The sequence below is a fragment of the Pseudomonas sivasensis genome (assembly GCF_052938085.1).
In genome coordinates, this window is record NZ_CP176442.1 from 5,472,402 (window position 1) to 5,489,045 (window position 16,644).

Annotated in this window: 18 protein-coding genes; 10 read left to right on the forward strand and 8 right to left on the reverse strand. The window is 59.8% G+C overall.

What is annotated here, in order from left to right; all coding sequences use genetic code 11:
• Window positions 1-61: 61 nt before the first annotated feature.
• From ACKZ62_RS25355 to ACKZ62_RS25365, 3 genes are read right to left on the reverse strand one after another with little or no spacing between them, the layout of a single operon-like run.
• Window positions 62-460, reverse strand: a complete 399-nt coding sequence (locus tag ACKZ62_RS25355) for a response regulator (protein ID WP_032887125.1) — start codon at window positions 458-460, stop codon at window positions 62-64.
• 53 nt (window positions 461-513) lie between these two features.
• Window positions 514-702, reverse strand: a complete 189-nt coding sequence (locus ACKZ62_RS25360; RefSeq protein WP_032887127.1) for a hypothetical protein — start codon at window positions 700-702, stop codon at window positions 514-516.
• A gap of 26 nt (window positions 703-728) precedes the next feature.
• Window positions 729-920 (reverse strand): Flp family type IVb pilin, encoded by a 192-nt coding sequence (locus ACKZ62_RS25365; RefSeq protein ID WP_032887128.1) that lies wholly within the window; start codon window positions 918-920, stop codon window positions 729-731.
• Window positions 921-1,235: 315 nt separating this feature from the next.
• Between ACKZ62_RS25365 and cpaB the strand changes: the two genes are divergently transcribed.
• Genes cpaB through ACKZ62_RS25405 form a run of 8 tightly spaced genes read left to right on the forward strand, consistent with a single transcriptional unit; the run spans window position 1,236 to window position 8,675 of the window.
• A complete protein-coding gene (cpaB, locus tag ACKZ62_RS25370) occupies window positions 1,236-2,183 on the forward strand; it encodes a Flp pilus assembly protein CpaB (protein ID WP_447095993.1) in 948 nt (315 codons plus the stop codon).
• A gap of 17 nt (window positions 2,184-2,200) precedes the next feature.
• Window positions 2,201-3,418 carry a type II and III secretion system protein family protein gene (locus tag ACKZ62_RS25375; protein WP_095186493.1) on the forward strand — a complete coding sequence of 406 codons (1,218 nt, stop codon included), beginning with the start codon at window positions 2,201-2,203 and terminating at the stop codon, window positions 3,416-3,418.
• The gene (locus ACKZ62_RS25380; RefSeq protein ID WP_032887131.1) at window positions 3,415-4,605 is read left to right on the forward strand and encodes a CpaE/TadZ family protein; all 1,191 of its coding nucleotides are present in this window, start codon (window positions 3,415-3,417) and stop codon (window positions 4,603-4,605) included. Before ACKZ62_RS25375 ends, ACKZ62_RS25380 begins: the two co-directional genes overlap by 4 nt.
• Window positions 4,602-5,873 (forward strand): TadA family conjugal transfer-associated ATPase, encoded by a 1,272-nt coding sequence (locus ACKZ62_RS25385; RefSeq protein ID WP_032887132.1) that lies wholly within the window; start codon window positions 4,602-4,604, stop codon window positions 5,871-5,873. Before ACKZ62_RS25380 ends, ACKZ62_RS25385 begins: the two co-directional genes overlap by 4 nt.
• Window positions 5,874-5,883: 10 nt before the next feature.
• Window positions 5,884-6,768: a type II secretion system F family protein gene (locus ACKZ62_RS25390; protein ID WP_447095994.1), complete on the forward strand. Its 885-nt coding sequence runs from the start codon at window positions 5,884-5,886 to the stop codon at window positions 6,766-6,768.
• A 1-nt stretch (window position 6,769) separates the two neighbouring features.
• A complete protein-coding gene (locus tag ACKZ62_RS25395; protein WP_032887134.1) occupies window positions 6,770-7,654 on the forward strand; it encodes a type II secretion system F family protein in 885 nt (294 codons plus the stop codon).
• Window positions 7,655-7,665: 11 nt separating this feature from the next.
• A complete protein-coding gene (locus tag ACKZ62_RS25400) occupies window positions 7,666-8,406 on the forward strand; it encodes a tetratricopeptide repeat protein (RefSeq protein WP_032887135.1) in 741 nt (246 codons plus the stop codon).
• On the forward strand, window positions 8,403-8,675 hold the full coding sequence (locus tag ACKZ62_RS25405; RefSeq protein WP_032887136.1) for a DUF3613 domain-containing protein: 273 nt from the start codon (window positions 8,403-8,405) through the stop codon (window positions 8,673-8,675). The genes ACKZ62_RS25400 and ACKZ62_RS25405 overlap by 4 nt, the downstream gene beginning before the upstream one ends.
• Here ACKZ62_RS25405 and ACKZ62_RS25410 read toward each other — a convergent pair.
• Entirely contained in the window at window positions 8,672-9,460 is a 789-nt protein-coding gene (locus tag ACKZ62_RS25410; protein ID WP_032887159.1) for a response regulator transcription factor, read from the reverse strand. The two genes, ACKZ62_RS25405 and ACKZ62_RS25410, sit on opposite strands and share 4 nt — an antisense overlap.
• 116 nt (window positions 9,461-9,576) lie before the next feature.
• Window positions 9,577-10,062, reverse strand: coding sequence for a prepilin peptidase (locus ACKZ62_RS25415; protein ID WP_177326438.1), 486 nt, complete (start codon window positions 10,060-10,062; stop codon window positions 9,577-9,579).
• 72 nt (window positions 10,063-10,134) lie between these two features.
• Between ACKZ62_RS25415 and ACKZ62_RS25420 the strand changes: the two genes are divergently transcribed.
• Window positions 10,135-10,575 (forward strand): TadE/TadG family type IV pilus assembly protein, encoded by a 441-nt coding sequence (locus tag ACKZ62_RS25420; protein ID WP_032887137.1) that lies wholly within the window; start codon window positions 10,135-10,137, stop codon window positions 10,573-10,575.
• On the forward strand, window positions 10,572-13,313 hold the full coding sequence (locus ACKZ62_RS25425; protein ID WP_447095995.1) for a PAS domain-containing sensor histidine kinase: 2,742 nt from the start codon (window positions 10,572-10,574) through the stop codon (window positions 13,311-13,313). Before ACKZ62_RS25420 ends, ACKZ62_RS25425 begins: the two co-directional genes overlap by 4 nt.
• Here ACKZ62_RS25425 and ACKZ62_RS25430 read toward each other — a convergent pair.
• The 3 genes from ACKZ62_RS25430 to ACKZ62_RS25440 all read right to left on the reverse strand — a co-directional run bounded on the left by ACKZ62_RS25430 (window position 13,310) and on the right by ACKZ62_RS25440 (window position 16,622).
• A complete protein-coding gene (locus tag ACKZ62_RS25430) occupies window positions 13,310-15,319 on the reverse strand; it encodes a pilus assembly protein TadG-related protein (RefSeq protein ID WP_447095996.1) in 2,010 nt (669 codons plus the stop codon). The genes ACKZ62_RS25425 and ACKZ62_RS25430 overlap by 4 nt on opposite strands.
• 98 nt (window positions 15,320-15,417) lie before the next feature.
• Window positions 15,418-15,975, reverse strand: coding sequence for a DUF4136 domain-containing protein (locus tag ACKZ62_RS25435; protein ID WP_032887141.1), 558 nt, complete (start codon window positions 15,973-15,975; stop codon window positions 15,418-15,420).
• Window positions 15,976-16,019: 44 nt separating this feature from the next.
• Window positions 16,020-16,622, reverse strand: coding sequence for a DUF4136 domain-containing protein (locus tag ACKZ62_RS25440; RefSeq protein ID WP_447095997.1), 603 nt, complete (start codon window positions 16,620-16,622; stop codon window positions 16,020-16,022).
• Window positions 16,623-16,644: the final 22 nt, after the last annotated feature.

Sequence of the window (16,644 nt, forward strand, 5' to 3'; positions counted from 1 at the left end):
AAGAGGGCTTGTTGTGGCGAGCGGGCTTGCTCGTGTTCGACTGCAGCAGTCCCCAAAAGCCCTACCGCTTGCTGAGAGGAAACAAGCTGTCCAACGTATCAATCAACCGCACCAGGTAAATCGGCTTGCGAAACAGATCCAGAACCTGCAGGCGCAGCATGTCGCTGACGTCATCCATTTCGGCATGACCGGACATCACAATCACCGGCAGGTGCGAGCGTGAGGTGTGTTCGCGCAGGCGCTTGATCAAGGAGATACCGCTTTCCTCGGGCATGCGCAGGTCGGTGATGACCAAGGCGATATCGGGGTGAAGTGTCAACTCTTGCAGGGCGAAGGTGACGGATGTTGCCGTAAAGCACACGAACCCCTCGTTTCCGAGGGATTCGGCGAGCTCGATCAGCGCGTCCTCTTCGTCGTCCACTAACAGGATTTGTTGCCGGGGGGACGACATGGGGCTCATGTAAGGATCCTGATACTAAACGTGCACTCAGGGTAGTCGTATCGCGCCATTGATCAAGTGGACAAGATACTGGCTTCGACCAACTTGAACAGCGCAGTGACTCTGTCGCTGATGGGCGTCATGAAGATACCGATCACAGCTGCACACATGGCAGCCACAATGGCGTACTCAATACCGGAAGCGCCATCCCTGGCGCAGACCATCAGTTGAAGCTTTAAGAACACCTTGCCAATTGCTGACATGCGACTCTCCAACAAGGGTTAAAAGCTCAAGTGCCGATACCGGTCTGAATCGATGTAAAAATGGCTTTCACTTTAGTGCTGATGGGCGTCATGAACAGCCCGATCACCGCTGCACACATCGCCGCGACAATTGCATATTCGATACCGGAGGCCCCCTCTCTTCCGTAAGACAAAATCTGGATTTTGATAAACACCTTGCGAATGACGTCAAGGAACATTTGACTTCTCCTTTGCGCTCCGGGCGCTGATGTAGCTGGGCTACAGCATGATCTCGCTGTGCCATTAGAGCATTGTCGGCAAATCCACTCCCAACAACTGTAATAAGCGACTAATCACAAAGTAGTAGCCAAATCGATGACGCCTGAAGAACCTTATTTCCCACTAATGAAGAGAAATTTTCCAAGGAGTAATGGCATTTCGTCCTAGCTGAACTACCTTCAAATAGCGAAATAGTTAGACCTTGATAGTGAACTGATTGCGCAGTGCTGGATGGACCAGACAGCAGGTTCTGCAGTGGGAAAGGGAGAGCCTTTATGAGCAGTCGCATCAGTATGATTCTGGCCGGGTTGCTCTTGTTGGGAGCGCTGATTGCCGGTTATTGGGGCCTCGTGTTGAGCCGTCCGGAACCGGCGGCCGCCGTGGTTGCTCAGCCCGTTGCCACCCCCTCTTCAACGGCCCCCGTCGAAGACCCGACACGTCAACCCGTGGTGGTACTGGCCCACGACGTGCCGCCCTTCGTCGCCCTCACCGCCGCCGACCTGACCCTGGAAAAACTGCGCACTGCACCGGCTGGCAGCCTCACCACGCTGGAGCAAGCCATCGGACGCACGCCTTGGCGCAGCCTGGAAGCCGGAACCTGGCTGACCGAACAAAGCTTCGAGGCTGGTGGAAGCCTCGCCCGGATGATCCGCTCTGACGAACGCGCGCTGGCCGTTGCCGTGGATGAAGTAACCGGCGCCGCTGGGCAATTGAGCCCGGGTGATTATGTTGACGTGATGCTGTACCTGCGCCAGGAAAACGGTAACCCGCAACCCTCGGCGCAAACCGTAGTCCCCGCACTTCGCCTGCTTGGAGTGGGTGACCAACTCGGGCTGACCAATGACGGTAAACCCGGCTCCCCTGTAGCAACAACGGCCGAAGACAAAGCCAAGCAACAACAGAGCCGTGCCAGTGCGCGCACCGTGTTGCTGGCCGTTCCAGAACAACTGATGAGTCGGTTGGTGCTTGCCACACAAGCCGGTGCAATGCGCCTGGCCCTGCGCAGCGCTGACGAACAACGCTTGAGCCAGTACTGGTCGGGCACCAATGAATCAGCGGCAAACCTCGACAACGCCAAGCGCGACCTCTACCAGTTCAATCAGTTGGCCTTTACTGCACCACCCACCAGCAACTTCAGCCCATCGGCCACCACCAGCGCTCCACGTCGCTCGGGTGTCGAGGTGATACGCGGCAACCAGGTTACTCAACAAACGCCCAGATAGCGCTAAGGATGCCTTGAATGAGCAGTCGTTCCCTGAGGTTTTTTTCACGAGCGTTCTGGGCCCTCGTCACCCTGACGCTGCCCATCGCACTCGCACAGGCAGCACCGGGCAACTGCGCGAGCCTGGGCAAGCTTCCTGCGACGCTCGAAGTCGGTGAAGGCATGCAACAAGCCATGCAATCCCCGGTTGCCATTACCCGCCTGGCGGTCGGCGACCCCAAAATCGCCGACGTTCAAGTCAACGGCAACCAGGCGTTCCTGCTGACTGGCATCTCCCAAGGCGCCACCAGCCTTATGATCTGGACCGCGTGCTCTAACACCCCACGCCAGAGCATGGTGTTCGTCAAAGGCAAAGCCACTTCAGCGTTGACCAGCTTGTCGCTGTCCCCCTCGGACGACCCCTTGCTGCCGAGCCAGGTACAGACCGATATCCGCTTCGTCGAAGTCAGTCGCACCAAGCTCAAGGAGGCAAGCACCTCGATCCTGGGGATTGGCAAAAACTTCCTGATCGGCAGCCCCAACCTCGCGGTGCCCAGCGCTAACACCTTGGCTCTGCCGGTGAGCGCCTCCAACTTCAATATCGGCTTCGGCGGCGGGCGCGTGTCGGCGATGATCAATGCCTTGGAAAGCAGCGGTTTTGCCTACACCTTGGCGCGACCCAGCCTGGTCGCCCTGAGCGGGCAAAGCGCAACGTTCCTGGCCGGGGGCGAAGTGCCTGTGCCGGTGCCCAGTGCCGGCAGCGACACCATCTCCATCGAGTACAAAGAGTTTGGTATTCGGTTGACCCTGACCCCCACCGTGGTCGACCGAAACCGCATCACCCTCAAAGTGGCACCGGAAGTCAGCGAACTGGACTACAGCAACGCCGTGCAGATCCAGGGCATTCAGGTACCCGCACTCACTGTGCGTCGCACCGACACCAGCGTGTCCCTGGCCGATGGCGAAAGCTTCGTCATCAGTGGCCTGATCAGTACCAATAACCGTTCCACCATCAACAAATTTCCCGGCCTGGGCGACATCCCGATCCTGGGTGCGTTCTTCCGCGATTCCAACATCAGCCGCGAGGAAAAAGAGTTGCTGATGATCGTCACCCCCCACCTCGTACAACCCCTGGCGGCCGATGCGCAGTTGCCGTCCCTGCCCGGCGAAAAGCTGCGCAGCTACGACCCAAATTGGTACCGCCTGTTTTTCCTTGAAAATGGCAACTTCGACCGTCGCACGGGGCTGTCCCAATGAGCGAAAGCCTGAGCCAAACGTTTCTGGCAATAACGCGTAACAGCACCGATCTGGAGTGGCTTCAGGGCGCGCTTGCACCGTTGGGCCAAGTGGTCAGTGCCGGCGGCGGCAGTCTGGACGAACTGCTGGCACTGGTCGACGTGACCTTCGCCAACCTGGTCTTCATCGGCCTGGACCGTGAAAACGTCACCACGCAATGTGCCCTGATTGAAGGGGCACTGGAGGCCAAACCCATGTTGGCCATCGTCGCGCTGGGCGACGGCATGGACAATCAACTCGTACTCAATGCCATGCGGGCCGGCGCCCGCGACTTCGTCGCTTATGGCTCGCGTTCCAGTGAAGTGGCCGGCCTGGTTCGACGCCTGAGCAAGCGCCTGCCGACGGTCAGCCACACCACTCACCTGGGTGGCCTGACGGTGCTCTATGGCACACAGTGCGGTACCGACGGCGCGTTACTGGCCACCCACCTGGCGCAAGTGGTGCAAAAAAGCGGGCAGCAAACCCTGGTACTGGATTTGGGACTGCCTCGGGGCGACAGCCTGGCGCTGTTGGGCCTGGAAAGCTCGTTTCACTTCGGTGATGCCCTGCGCCACTTACGACGCCTGGATGCCACCTTGATCAACAGCGCCTTTACCTCGGCCGAGGCTGGTCTGCGCATTCTGGCCTACACCGACGGCGACGAATCGCTGGAGCAAACCAGCGCTGCCGAGCTGTACATGCTGCTCAGCGCCCTGCGCCAACACTTCCAGCACATTGTCGTCAACCTAACCGGCCAGCCGGACAGCGAGGCGCTGCGCACCTTCGTCAGCCATTGCGACAAGTTGCTGTGGTGCACCGATCAAAGCGTGCTCGATTGCCGACGCAACCTGGCGGTGCTCAATCGATGGCGTGAAAAAGGCATGAAACTGGAGCACGGCCGTCTGCTGGTCGACCGCTATATCAAAGGCGCCGCACCGGAGGCCGAAGCGCTGGGCAAGACCTTCGGCCTGGAAGTGATTGCCGTGCTGCCCCTGAGCGCGGAAATCCGCCTGAATGCCAAAAATCAGGGCCAGACCTTATTTGCCTTATCGCCCCGCGAGCCGCTCACCCAAGGCCTGCGCACCCTTGGCGAGCGCCTGGCCAAACGCTCCGAAGGCCTTGAGAAACCACCGGCCAACTGGCTTACCCGTCTCTGGAGTACGAAATGAGCAGCGATAAACTGTTCGGTTCGCCCTTACGCGGCACCGTCGACAACACCGATCACGACGGCCTCAAACTGGTCCTGCACCGCTACATCATCGATGCCATAGAGGAGTCGGGGAAAAACCTGTTGGAAGGCACGCGCCAATCTTTGGCGCAATTTGTGATGGATAAAGTCGCCGAGTACATCACCCGCATGCACCTGGCGATCTCCCGCTATGAAATGGAGCGCCTGGCAGAAGAAATCGTTGACGAACTCACCGGTTTCGGGCCGCTTGAGGTGCTGCTGCGCGATACATCCGTCACTGAAATCCTGGTCAACGGCCCCCACCGAGTGTTCGTCGAACGCGATGGCCTGCTGCACCAAAGCGACCTGCGTTTTATCGACGACCACCATGTGGAGCGGGTCATGCAACGCATCCTCGCACCCTTGGGGCGACGACTGGATGAGTCGTCACCCATGGTCGATGCGCGGTTGCCGGACGGGAGTCGGGTCAATGCGATCATTCCTCCGATTGCCCTGGACGGCCCCTGCCTGTCGATCCGAAAGTTTCGCAAGGACATGCTCAAAAGCAGCGACCTGATGGCCATGCAGACCATCGATCAACTGATTTTCGAGTTCTTCCAAGAGGCCGTGGGCAAGCGCTGCAACATCTTGATCAGCGGCGGTACCGGCACCGGTAAAACCACGCTGCTGAACATTCTGAGCCAACTGATCAACCCCCATGAGCGGCTCGTCACCATCGAAGATGTGGCCGAACTGCAACTGGGCCACCCCCACGTAGTACGCCTGGAAACCCGCCCGCCGAATGCCGAAGGGCACGGCGAAGTGAAGGCCAGCGACCTGATTCGCAACGCCCTGCGGATGCGCCCGGACCGCATCATTCTGGGGGAGATTCGTGGCGTGGAAGTGCTCGATGTACTCACGGCGATGAACACCGGCCACGACGGGTCGATGAGCACCGTGCACGCCAACAACGCACAGGATGCGCTGCTGCGCCTGGAGACGCTGGTGGGACTCACCGGCCGTGTGGTCGCGGAAAAAACCCTGCGCCAGATGATCTGCGCGGCACTGGATGTGGTGATCCAACTGACGCGTTTGCCCGACGGTCGCCGTTGCGTCAGTGAAGTGGTGGAAGTCGTGGGCGTGCGTGATGACGTGTACGTCACCAACACGCTGTTCCGGCATGACAAACGCACCGGCTTCGGTTTCCTGCGCGAAGCCATCAACCCCGCCGGCGACAAACTGCGCCGCGAAATCCCGCTGCCGTTGTAGGAGCCGCCTGATGATCGGTCCGATCCTGCTCGCATTGATCTCTCTGGGCATGCTGTTGCTGGCGACGCACATGATGCGCAGTGGCTTGCGCCAGGCACAGGCCGAGCGTGTGATGGAGCGACTGGGCCAGGGCCAACCTAAGGCAGTGAATGACAAGGCCGTCGTGACCAGCCTTGAACGTATGTTCATCCGTGCCGGCCTGGGCAAGCCCACCGAACGCCTGGGGCTATGGCTCATGCTTTGGGGCTTTGGCGTGGCGCTCGGTTTCCTGGCTGCCGAATGGCTGGGCTTGCTGACGATGGTCGTACTGCCGCCCCTGATCCTGCGGTTCTACCTGGCCCTGCGCTATCAACGCCGTTTGCGTCGGATGATTGAGCAGTTGCCTCAGTTGCTCGATCACGCCGTACGCAGCCTCAAATCCGGCCGCACGCTGGCGGACGCCGTGCTGGGTGGCATTGAAGCCAGTGATGACCCGCTGAAGAAGTCCATGGGACGCATCAAGCGCAATGTCATCCTCGGGGTCAGCCTGCCGGATGCGGTGCACGACTTTGCCGAGTTTTACGAAAAGGATGAGCTGCGCCTCTTTGCCCTGGGGTTGAAGGTCAATCATCGCTATGGCGGCAACGCCAGCGAGTTGCTGGAAAATCTGATCAAAATGATCCGCGAACGGGACCAGGGCGCTCGCCAACTCCGGGCGATGACGGGGGAGACTCGCGTGACCGCCGTGGTGCTGGCGTTGCTGCCGATCAGCGTGGCCGGTTACTTCCTGGTGACCAACCCAACGTATCTGGTGGGTATGTGGGCCGATGACAGCGGCAGGTGGATGTTGATTGGTGCCTTCGCCATGCAGGTCTTCGGTTGCATCGCCCTGTGGCGCATGCTGAGGAGCGTCTGACATGGCCATGTTGATCAGCGCAGTATTGTTTTTCGCGGCGACGTTACTGCTGGTCGGTAACGTCCTCGCTCACCGTCGTCAACAGCGCGTGGTCACCTCGCGGCTGCAGGGCGAGACCGAGCGTGAAGACAAGATAGGCCGATGGTTGCGCACGCTGGGCAACACCCGGATTGGCCAACGCACCATCAGCCTCGACAACGAAACCCAAACCCTGCTCAACCGTATTGGCTGGCGCAAGGCCGGGCAGCGCTCGATGTTCGCCGCCTGCCAAGTGGGCGCGCCACTGGTACTGCTGGGCCTGACGCTGCTGATACAAAGCGTGTTTTTCCCTGATGCGGACCCCGTTTGGCTAGCGCCCTTCCTCGGGCTGGCCACCGGCTACCTGCTGCCCAAGCGCGTGCTCGCGTCGCTGGCCAAACGGCGCCAGGAGCAGATCACCCAGGAAATCTCGACCTTCATTCCGCTGCTGCGCATCCTGTTTGAATCCGGCATGGCCGTTGAGCAAACCTTGCGCGTGATGTCCCAAGAAGCGCAAAAGCTGCTGCCGGTACTCACTTCGGAATTGCGCATTGTGCTGGCCAGGGTGGACTCGGGCCTGGAGCTTGGCGAAGAGTTGAACAAAACCAGCCTGATGCTGAGCGTCGATGAGTTCAGCGACACCTGCACGATTCTGCAACAGCTGCTGCATCAGGGCGGCGGCGCCATGAAGTCGCTGCAGGCACTCAAGCAACTGCTGGACGACCGGCGCCTGACGCGCATGCAGGAATACATTTCCAAGATGTCGGCCAAGATGTCCGTGGTCATGATGGTCTTTCTGTTTCCGGCGTTACTGATCGTACTGGCCGGTCCCGGCTTTATCGCCATCTCGAAGGCCATGGGGCCTTGAAAGGACAACCGATGAAAACACTGATTGCCGCTTGCAGTTTGTTGCTCATGAGCGGCTGCGCGAACCTGGGCCAGACGCCTTGGTCCGGGTTCGCCGCTAACGGCAGTTGCTCCAAGCCCAGCGCCGACCAGGAGCTTTCGCTGAACCTCGCCGACGACATGGCCAACGACGGCAAGCTGCACGCCAGCCTGGCCAATCTGCAAAATCTGCCGGACTCCTTGCCTCAAGTACGCTTGCGCAAAGCAAAGGTCTACCGGCTGTTAGGGCGCAACGACGCAGAGCCGTTGTACAAAACTCTGCTGGGTACATGCTTGTCGGCTGAAGGCGAACATGGACTCGGGCAACTCGCCGTCGCCAAGGGCGACAACGGTAAAGCCCTGGCCCATTTGCAACGGGCCGCCCAGCTCTCGCCTACCGATGAAAAAATCCGCAATGACTTAGGAGTGGTCTACCTCAACCAACTGCGTATGGACGATGCACGTTTCGAGTTCCTCACCGCCATGGAGCTCAACCAGAGCAATCAGTTGGCCGCCATTAACCTGGTGACCCTGCTGATCTACCAGGACAACTGGGGGCAGGCCGCGCAAGTGGTCAGTCGCATGGGGTTGAGCCCCGTTCAAGTCAGCCAGGCCCAAGCCCGGGCGCAGCAACTCAAGCGTTCGCCTGCGTCGCCCGCCAAGGATCAAATAGCGGCGGTCAGAGATGCCTTGCAGGCGCCTATCAAGTCAGTCAATCAGGGAGAATCCAGATGAAACTCGCATTGCTCGCCAACCTGCTGCTGGCAACGCTGCCCCTGACCGCCATGGCCATTGAGCCCGGCCCGTCTTCGCCTCAACAGAAACAGACTGAAGGCTGGCTACAGCTGCAGGTCAGCGGCCAACTGGCGTCGTCCAAGCCGCAGAAGGCGACCCCCGCTGAACGCGAGGGCGCCATGCTGCGCCTGATAGAGAGCTACAAGCACCCTATTCCTGAGTACTACGATCAGAAACAAGGCGGTACCTCGCCGAGCGGTAGCAACTAGTGGGCGGTCACCCGCTGGCGTATCGCCGAATTGCTCGGTGACAGCGCCAGCGCCAACTGCGTGCGGTTATGCATATGGGTGAGGCGCAACACCTGGGAGACGTAGAGCTTCACCGTGTTTTCAGTGATGCCCAGCTCACAGGCAATCTGGTAGTTGGTCTGCCCCTTGCCCACCAGCCGTGCAACGTCCAATTGACGTGGTGACAACTGTTTGAAAATAACCGGCATCTCCACATCAAGTGCTTCACCCTCCCCCTGCGCCTCGGTGGCGCTGATGGAGGATTGAGGGTTGCTACGCACCTTGTCGAGATCGTGATAAAGGTCATCGATGGACGCCGACAGGTATTGCAGCTTCTGGTTCAGGTGCCCCAGCTCAAGGCTTTTATGCCGTTCCTGCAGCACCGCCTCCTGACGTTGCAACCCTTCCAGCAACTCGGGGAGATTGATCGGTTTTTGATAATAGTCCGCGATTCCTGCGCGCAGGGCCTTGATGACATCTTGTTTGTCGGCGCGCCCCGTCAGCATGATGGATTCAAAGGCACGCTGTTTACCGGCCAAACGCTGCAACGCCTGCACCAACTCGATACCGTCCATTTCCGGCATATGCAGGTCGCACAGCACCAGGCCGATGTCAGCGTCTTCGCTGAAACGTTTTACAGCCTGGAGGCTGGAATGGCATGGGATGCAGCGATAGCCGCTGCTTTCGAGGTATTCGCACAGCTCTTCCACGATCAAAGGTTGATCATCGACAACGAGCACTTTCACTAGAGAGGTAAGCTTGTTCACGCGCGACTCCATGCCTGGGCAAGCCAAAGACCAACCGTTCCATTCCAACCGCTTATTTTCCGTACAACTCACCCTTAAACGTAGACGTACTTTCTTACTATGTACATAGCACTAGGCTACGTCACGACTAATGGGATCCAAGCCCAAGCGAGTACAAATCCGACGAATAAAAAGGGCGCAAATGGCTGTTTGTTTGACGCCTGCGGCTCAAGGTGACAAAGAGCGTTTCTAACTCCTTGATTCATCAGCGGCCACATCCTTGGCGCCACCAACAACCATGCAACGCTCGCCAGCCCTGCGCCGACAAACGTGCCGAGCAAGTACTGGCTGTTGGTTGCCAACGCCAACGCCGCCAATAACTTCACATCCGCCGCGCCCAGCCGACCTAAGGCATAACCGGGCAAGGTAAACAGCAGCGCAAGGGTAAACGCCCACCCGCCCTCGGCAGCGGATGCCCCTAGCCAGGTGGACCCGCTCCAGAGCAAATAAACCAACGCCAGCAGCAGCCCACCCCACGTCAGGCGGTTGGCGATCTGGCGTTGACGGATATCTTGCACGGCGCATAACGCCAGCCAAACAAACAGCAACAGGCTATGAATCACGTAAAAAAAATCCCTTTTCGCTGAATGATTCTATGCTGATATCAGGTAGTGGTTGTCAGGGTAGACGCAGTCATGAAAAAGGGCCTCCCTAGAAAACAGAAAGGTGCCGCCGCGCTTGAGTTCGCGATGGTATTCATGATTTTTTTTGCCGTGTTTTATGGTTTGGTCAGTTACAGCCTGCCGTTACTGCTGCTGCAATCGTTCAACCAGGCAACGGCAGAAGGTGTGAGACGCGGCGTGGCGCTTGACCCTACGACGCCTGGCTACACCGATGCGCTGAAAACCCGCGCGATCAGTGCCGCCCAGGCGCAATTGCAGTGGCTGCCGCCGGCCTTCAAATTCGTACCGGCCTATGTCACAGCAGACTATTCGGGCACCGGGATGCTGACCGTACGAATCAATTACCCCTCCGACAACCTCAAGAGCGTTCTGCCCTTCCTGGTCCTGCCGGGCTTCGGCACTGTGCCCAACTTGCCTACGACGCTCTCGGCCCAAGCGAGCCTGCAGTTTTGAACTCGGGGGAAAGGTTTTTCGATCGACTCCTGGGCCGCCCTCCGGGTATCTCTGCTTCGCCAGCACACGCCCCCGCGAACGCCGGCCTGCACATTTATCTGGATAATCAGGGTCGCGTGCTGCAAACCGACGGCGCGCTGCGCCATCGCTTGGCGAAAACAACCGACTCGCAACAACCGATGCCACTGCTGGACTATGTAGATGCCCACAGCGCCGTGGTGATCGAGGGCTGCCCCGGCGACTGGCAAGGACAAACCCTGGACCTGGATTTCAAGGCGCATGCGGGGCGCGTCCTGCAAACCCGAGGCTGGATTCAACCTCAAGGTGATGGCTGGGTATTACAACTGCTCGACATCGGCGACTTGATTGCCCACCGCAATCAAGCTGAAACCCGCGAACAGAATCAGTACCTGAGTGCCCAGATCAGTGAGCGACTGTGGGTTTGCAGCCTGGCGCGCCTGCCCGAGGAACTCCAAGACAACCTGCAAAGCATTGCGCAATGCTTGCAGATTCCCTGTGTCGCCATTGCCCTGCTCGATAGCCAGGAGCAGGGTTGGTTGATCCACAGCCACTATCGCGCACACGATGCACCGGCCCTGTGGCACGACGGACAGCCCCTGGGAACCGCGCTGGACAGCCTCGACGGCAAGACCCCCTTGAACCTGACCCTGAACCATGGCCACAGCGAGTACCCGCGTTTGCAGGGCATTTTCAACAATGCCGCAGGCTTCCTGGTGCCCTACCGTGACGACCATGGCGTTGCCGCCTGGCTGCTTTGCGGGTTTTATCGCGGCGAAGAAAAGGCCAGTGACCGTGACTGGCTACAACTGACCGCCGCCATCGCCGCCCCATTACTCAGCCGCCTTCGCGAGCAGCGTCATCAGCAGCAACTTGACCGGCTGGAAGCGTTGCAGGGGTTACTGGGCACCGGTTGGTGGGAACTCCAACCAGACACTGAAGAGATCCAGCTGGCACCGCAGTTGTTACAGCACCTGAGCCCCAACCACAGCACCCCGCGCATGGCCCTGACAGACTGGCTGATGCTGATCCATCCCGCTGACCGCCAGGAGCTCGCCAGTCGCCTGCAAGACTTGCAGACAGCGAGCAAACCGGTGTCCACCAGCGTACGTCTGCATCGTATGGACGCCGCACAAAACCCCCTTTGGTACCGCGTTCAAGGCCAAGCGTTAGGGGTGGGAAGCACACGGCGGCTGATCGGCTTCATGCTGGATATCAGCGATATAAAAAACCAGCAGCATCAAGCCGCCGCCGCTCACGCAAGGCTGGACAACCTGATCGCCAGCTCACCGGCAATCATCTACGTACAACGGTATGTCGAAGGCACCCTGCAGCCGCTGTTTTTCAGCGACAGCCTGCTACCTCTACTCGGCCGCACCCTCGAAGAATGCACGCCGGCCAGTCTTATCGAATGGATTCATCCCGATGACCGTGACCTCTACTTCGAGCGCACTCGCCAACTGCTTCGCGAAGGCAACGTACGCAGCCGCTACCGCGTTCGCGATAAACACGGCGTAGACCATTGGTTGCTCGACGAAGCCAAGCTGCTGCGCGATGAACTGGGTCTACCGGTAGAGGCCGTCGGGCTATGGCTGGACGTCACCGAAGCGACCCTGGCCGCCGAACAGATCAAAAAGAGCGAAGAGCGCTATCGCATCCTGGTGGAAGACTCCCCGGCCATGATCTGCCGCTACCGACCAGACCTGACCCTGACCTTCGGCAACACACCGCTGGCCAACTATCTGGAATGTTTGCCCACGCAGCTGCCGGGGATGAACCTGGGGCATTGGTTGTCGGTAGAGCAGCGCCAAGCCTTTGAGCAGCGCATCAACCAACTGACTCCGGAGTTCCCGGTCAGCACCGCCGAAATCAGCCTGGAACTGCCTGGCCGCGAGCATGCCTGGTGGGTCTGGTCGGACCGCGGGGTGTTTGATGAGCGCGGCGCGCTGGTGGAAGTGCAAGCCGTAGGCCGGGATAACACGGAAGTGCGCCGCTCCCAGCAACAGCTGACCCAAAGCGCCAAGATGGCCACCCTCGGCGAAATGGCCACGGGCCTGGCGCATGAAATCAACCAACCGCTGAACGTGATGCGCATGGCCATCGTCAACGTGCTCAAGCGCCTGAGTAGCGGCAACGCAGACGTCGATTACCTCACCGAAAAACTTCAGCGCATCGACGCCCAAGTGCTGCGCGCGGCGCGGGTGGTGGACCATATGCGGGTGTTTGGGCGCCGCTCGGAAATCGAGCAGCAGCCCTTCGACCCGGCACAGGCGGTGGAGGGCACGCTGTCGATGCTCAGCGAAGGCTTGAAGGGCAAAGGCATGGACCTGCGCGTCACCCCGGTGGACTTCACCGTGCAGGTCAAAGGCTACGTCGACCAATTGGAACAAGTACTGATCAACCTGATGGTCAACGCCCGTGATGCACTGCTGAGCAATCGCGAACAGAACCCGGCACTGCGTCCTTGGATCGCACTGCATTGCGAGCACGACAGCCGCCACGTGCGGATCTGGGTCGAGGACAACGGCGGCGGTATTGACCCTCGCCTGCTGGAACGGATTTTCGAGCCGTTCTTCACCACCAAGCCGATTGGCGTGGGCACGGGGCTGGGGTTGTCGGTGAGCTACGGAATTGTGGAAAACATGGGCGGCCGACTGAGCGTCGTCAATGGCGCAGAAGGCGCCAGGTTTTGTGTGGAGTTACCGATCGTGGAGGCTTAAAGCACCAATGCCGCTTGTCCGTGAGGTCTGCAACTGAGGTTGGCGCCGACTTCAACTTTGTTGAGGTTGATGCCCAAGGTGGACAGCAAGCCGTTTACCAGCGGGTCGACAATTGGGCTAAGGACAGTGCCGATGACGTTGCCCAGCGTGCTATTCAAATCGTTAAGCAGCGTTGCGCTGGTCGCCAATAACCCGCCCAGCAGATTGAACCCCGTGGGCTTGTAAACCTGGAATTTCAGCCCTGTTTGCAAAGCCTGTCCGAGGGACGTCACCAGGCTAGCAGTCGATAGCGAATGATAGAGCGGTGGCTGCTTGATCTCCGGTGGCTGGTTGTAGGTGTAAGCGCCACCCGCCGAAGTCACTGAGCCCACGCTGGGGTCGATAAGCATCCCAATCCCCCCGCCATAAAACGCTTTGCGATTAGGGTAATCGCAGACGGTGGGCCCGAGCCCGAGCAGCGGCTTGAGGCACGTCACCGCGCCGATATCGATCACCGGCAGCGGTGGCACGGCCGCCAGCGGCGGGCTGGCTCCCAGTGAATCGATCAGGGTAGGGCTCTGGCCGACTTTGATGCTCACCACCGACGCATTGGTTTGGGTGGTCAGCGTTTTGGTCGCGTCACTCGCGCAGGTAAACCCTGTGACATAGCTTTCAGCAATGCCCAGCTCAAGAATCACATCCACACTGGGAACCGGCGGGTTAGTGGCGGAAGACAGCAGCCTCAAGTCTGTGGTCTGACAAGGAACGCCTCCCACGGCACACAGCAGCGAACTGACAGTCCCGGCCAGGTTCAGGCTGAGCAAATTGTTCAGCACGTCCGTAAGCGGAGCGACCAAGCCGTTCACAACCAAATTCACCGCAGGGATGTTGAGTACCGGCAGCGTCACTGTCAGCCCCAGGCTTACCTGCGCCGTGCGCACATAAATCCGCGTACTCGCATCGGTTCTATTCTTGGCATAGGTGGGGTCACCGATCGCGGACAGTATGGGCGGCTCAATGACCTTGAGCTTGAGATTCGCCGTCACACCGGGAATGGTCACAGGCACCGCAGCCACCACCCCGTTCTTCTTGTTGGCCAATTGCACAAATGCCTCAGCCAGCTGGAACGCGTTCAACGTGGTGTTAAGCCCGGCGGACACTGCCCCTGTCTGCAATTGCAACAGGCTGCCCAGCGTCACGTCGAGATTGCCCACCAATGCATTGATCTTCGTAAGCCCTGAGGCGGCCACCGTCGCGGTACCCGACCCGGCTTGAAGCACGGTTACCGCCGCATCGATCAGTTGACCGAGCTTGAGGTTCTTGGCCAGCAACTCGTCGTAATTGCCCGCCTGGACGCCCACGTTCAGTGCCAACTGGTTCAGGTAACTCAACAGGTTGAGATTGGTGTCCACCAACCCCTGCCAACCGGCCACATCGAGCGACAGGTTACCGCCCAACAACTTGCCGAACAGCAGGTTCAGCGCGGCGGAATCGGTGGAGTTGACCGTCACCAACGTGGACTTGATCGTCAATTGTGCCTGGGGCGGCAAAATCTTCGGCGCGGCCACGGCCTTGGCCGTCAACAGGGTGGTCAGGCTGTAGGCGCCGCCATTGAACATCGACCAGATACCACCGGCGACACTGGTCAGTACCGGGCGCGAGGCGATCACTTGAATCGCATCGCGCTTGGTGGCATCTGCGGAAAACACCCTTAGATTCGAGGCCGCCGTGGTCAACGAACCACAGCGAACGTCCAGTGCATTGGCGGGGGGAATGATGTAGCCGTTGCGCACCGCACTGGCGCCGGCATAGGTGGTGGCGGTGTTGTTGTTCGCGGCCAGGCAATCGCCATTGCGCTGGACCGCTTCCAGCGCGGCCATGTCGGCAATGCCTTGCAACTTGCGCTTTTCGAGATAGAGCCGCCCGCTGTCGACCACCAGCAGTAAGAAGACCAACGCCAAACCGAGCGTCAAGGCCGCCATCAAGCCGATCGCACCACGCTGCCTGCAACGAAGTCCGGGAGACATCGAGCACTCCTTAGCGCTTACTCTCCGTAGGTGCTGTGGAGTGTAGACAAGGCTTGGAATGTGCGCTGGCCAAGCGCCACAAATCGCGGCGGCTGAAGTCAGTGCGGCGGATAGCTGGAGAGGATGTGCGTCACCGTCGTGCGGATCGCGTTGTTGCGGTCCTGTGGGTTGGGCGTGCTGCCCATCATCTGCTCATCACTGCCGCGCCATACCAGTTTGCCGTCCTTGCCATCGAGCAGGTCGATCTGGATGGTCGCCACTTTGTAGGTGATGTTGCGCGTTTCGTTGTACATCGGCCCACCCCAGTAGCCGTTCCACGGGCCGCCCCAGCCGCCGCCGTAATTGGTGGTGACTTGTTGCTGGCGGTCTTCGACGATCAGGTAGGCCTGAACGATCAGGTCAGCCTTGGTGCCCGCTGCGGCTGGGCGCAGGCCCCGTTGGTCGAGTTGCTCGCCTACCGCCTGGCGGATGCGTTGTTCGGTGAGGTCACTCTTGATCCGTGGATCATCTGGGCGGTATTGCAGGGCCGGATCTTTCCAGGCCCAGTTGCGGTAGGCGCCGAAGTCTCGGCTGGCGTCAAAATCGTGGTTGACCTGGTTGGTCTGGCAACCGCCCAGCAGCACGACAAAAGCGAGCATAGCGATGCGACGAAACATGGTTTTCTCCAAAGAGCGAACTGCGCTTGAAATGAGAATAGCGGTTAACTGGGCGGGTAAGCGGTCATGGCCTTTTGCACGGCCTGGCGCAAAGCGTCAGCACGTTCGCTGAGGCTGCCCTGGCTGGCAGTTTCGGCACTGGTGCTCCACACGGGCTGACCGCTGCGGGCATCAAACAGGTTGACCCGCACCACCGCAACCGTCACCTCGTAGGTGCGCACGATCGGCGCAGAGTTGTACATGCCATAGCCATTGCCGTAGCGGTTATAGCCGCCGTAACCGTAGCCATAATCGTCCTGGACTTGCTTGAGACGCTTCTCAAGGCGCACATCCGCGCTGACCAGCAGGTCGGGCGCCCGGTTGTCGTGCAAAGGGCGCAGGCCACGCTGGTCGAGGGCGCCGCTGACGGCTTCGGCAATCTGCGCCGAATCAGCCCATGCCGAGCCCGCCGGCAGTTGGCCGTCGCGCCAGGCCCAATTACGGTAGGCCCCGTAGTCGCGTACCGGCGCAGGGTACGCACTGGCATCGAACGTAGTGGCTGCCTGGGCCGGCGCCGGTGGCATGGGCGCAGAAGCCGCCACATAAGGGTTAGGGCTGGAGCACGCGCCCAGCCCAAGGGATAACAAAATCAAACAGAGACGACGCATTTCGACCTCCGCAGGCTGGGCC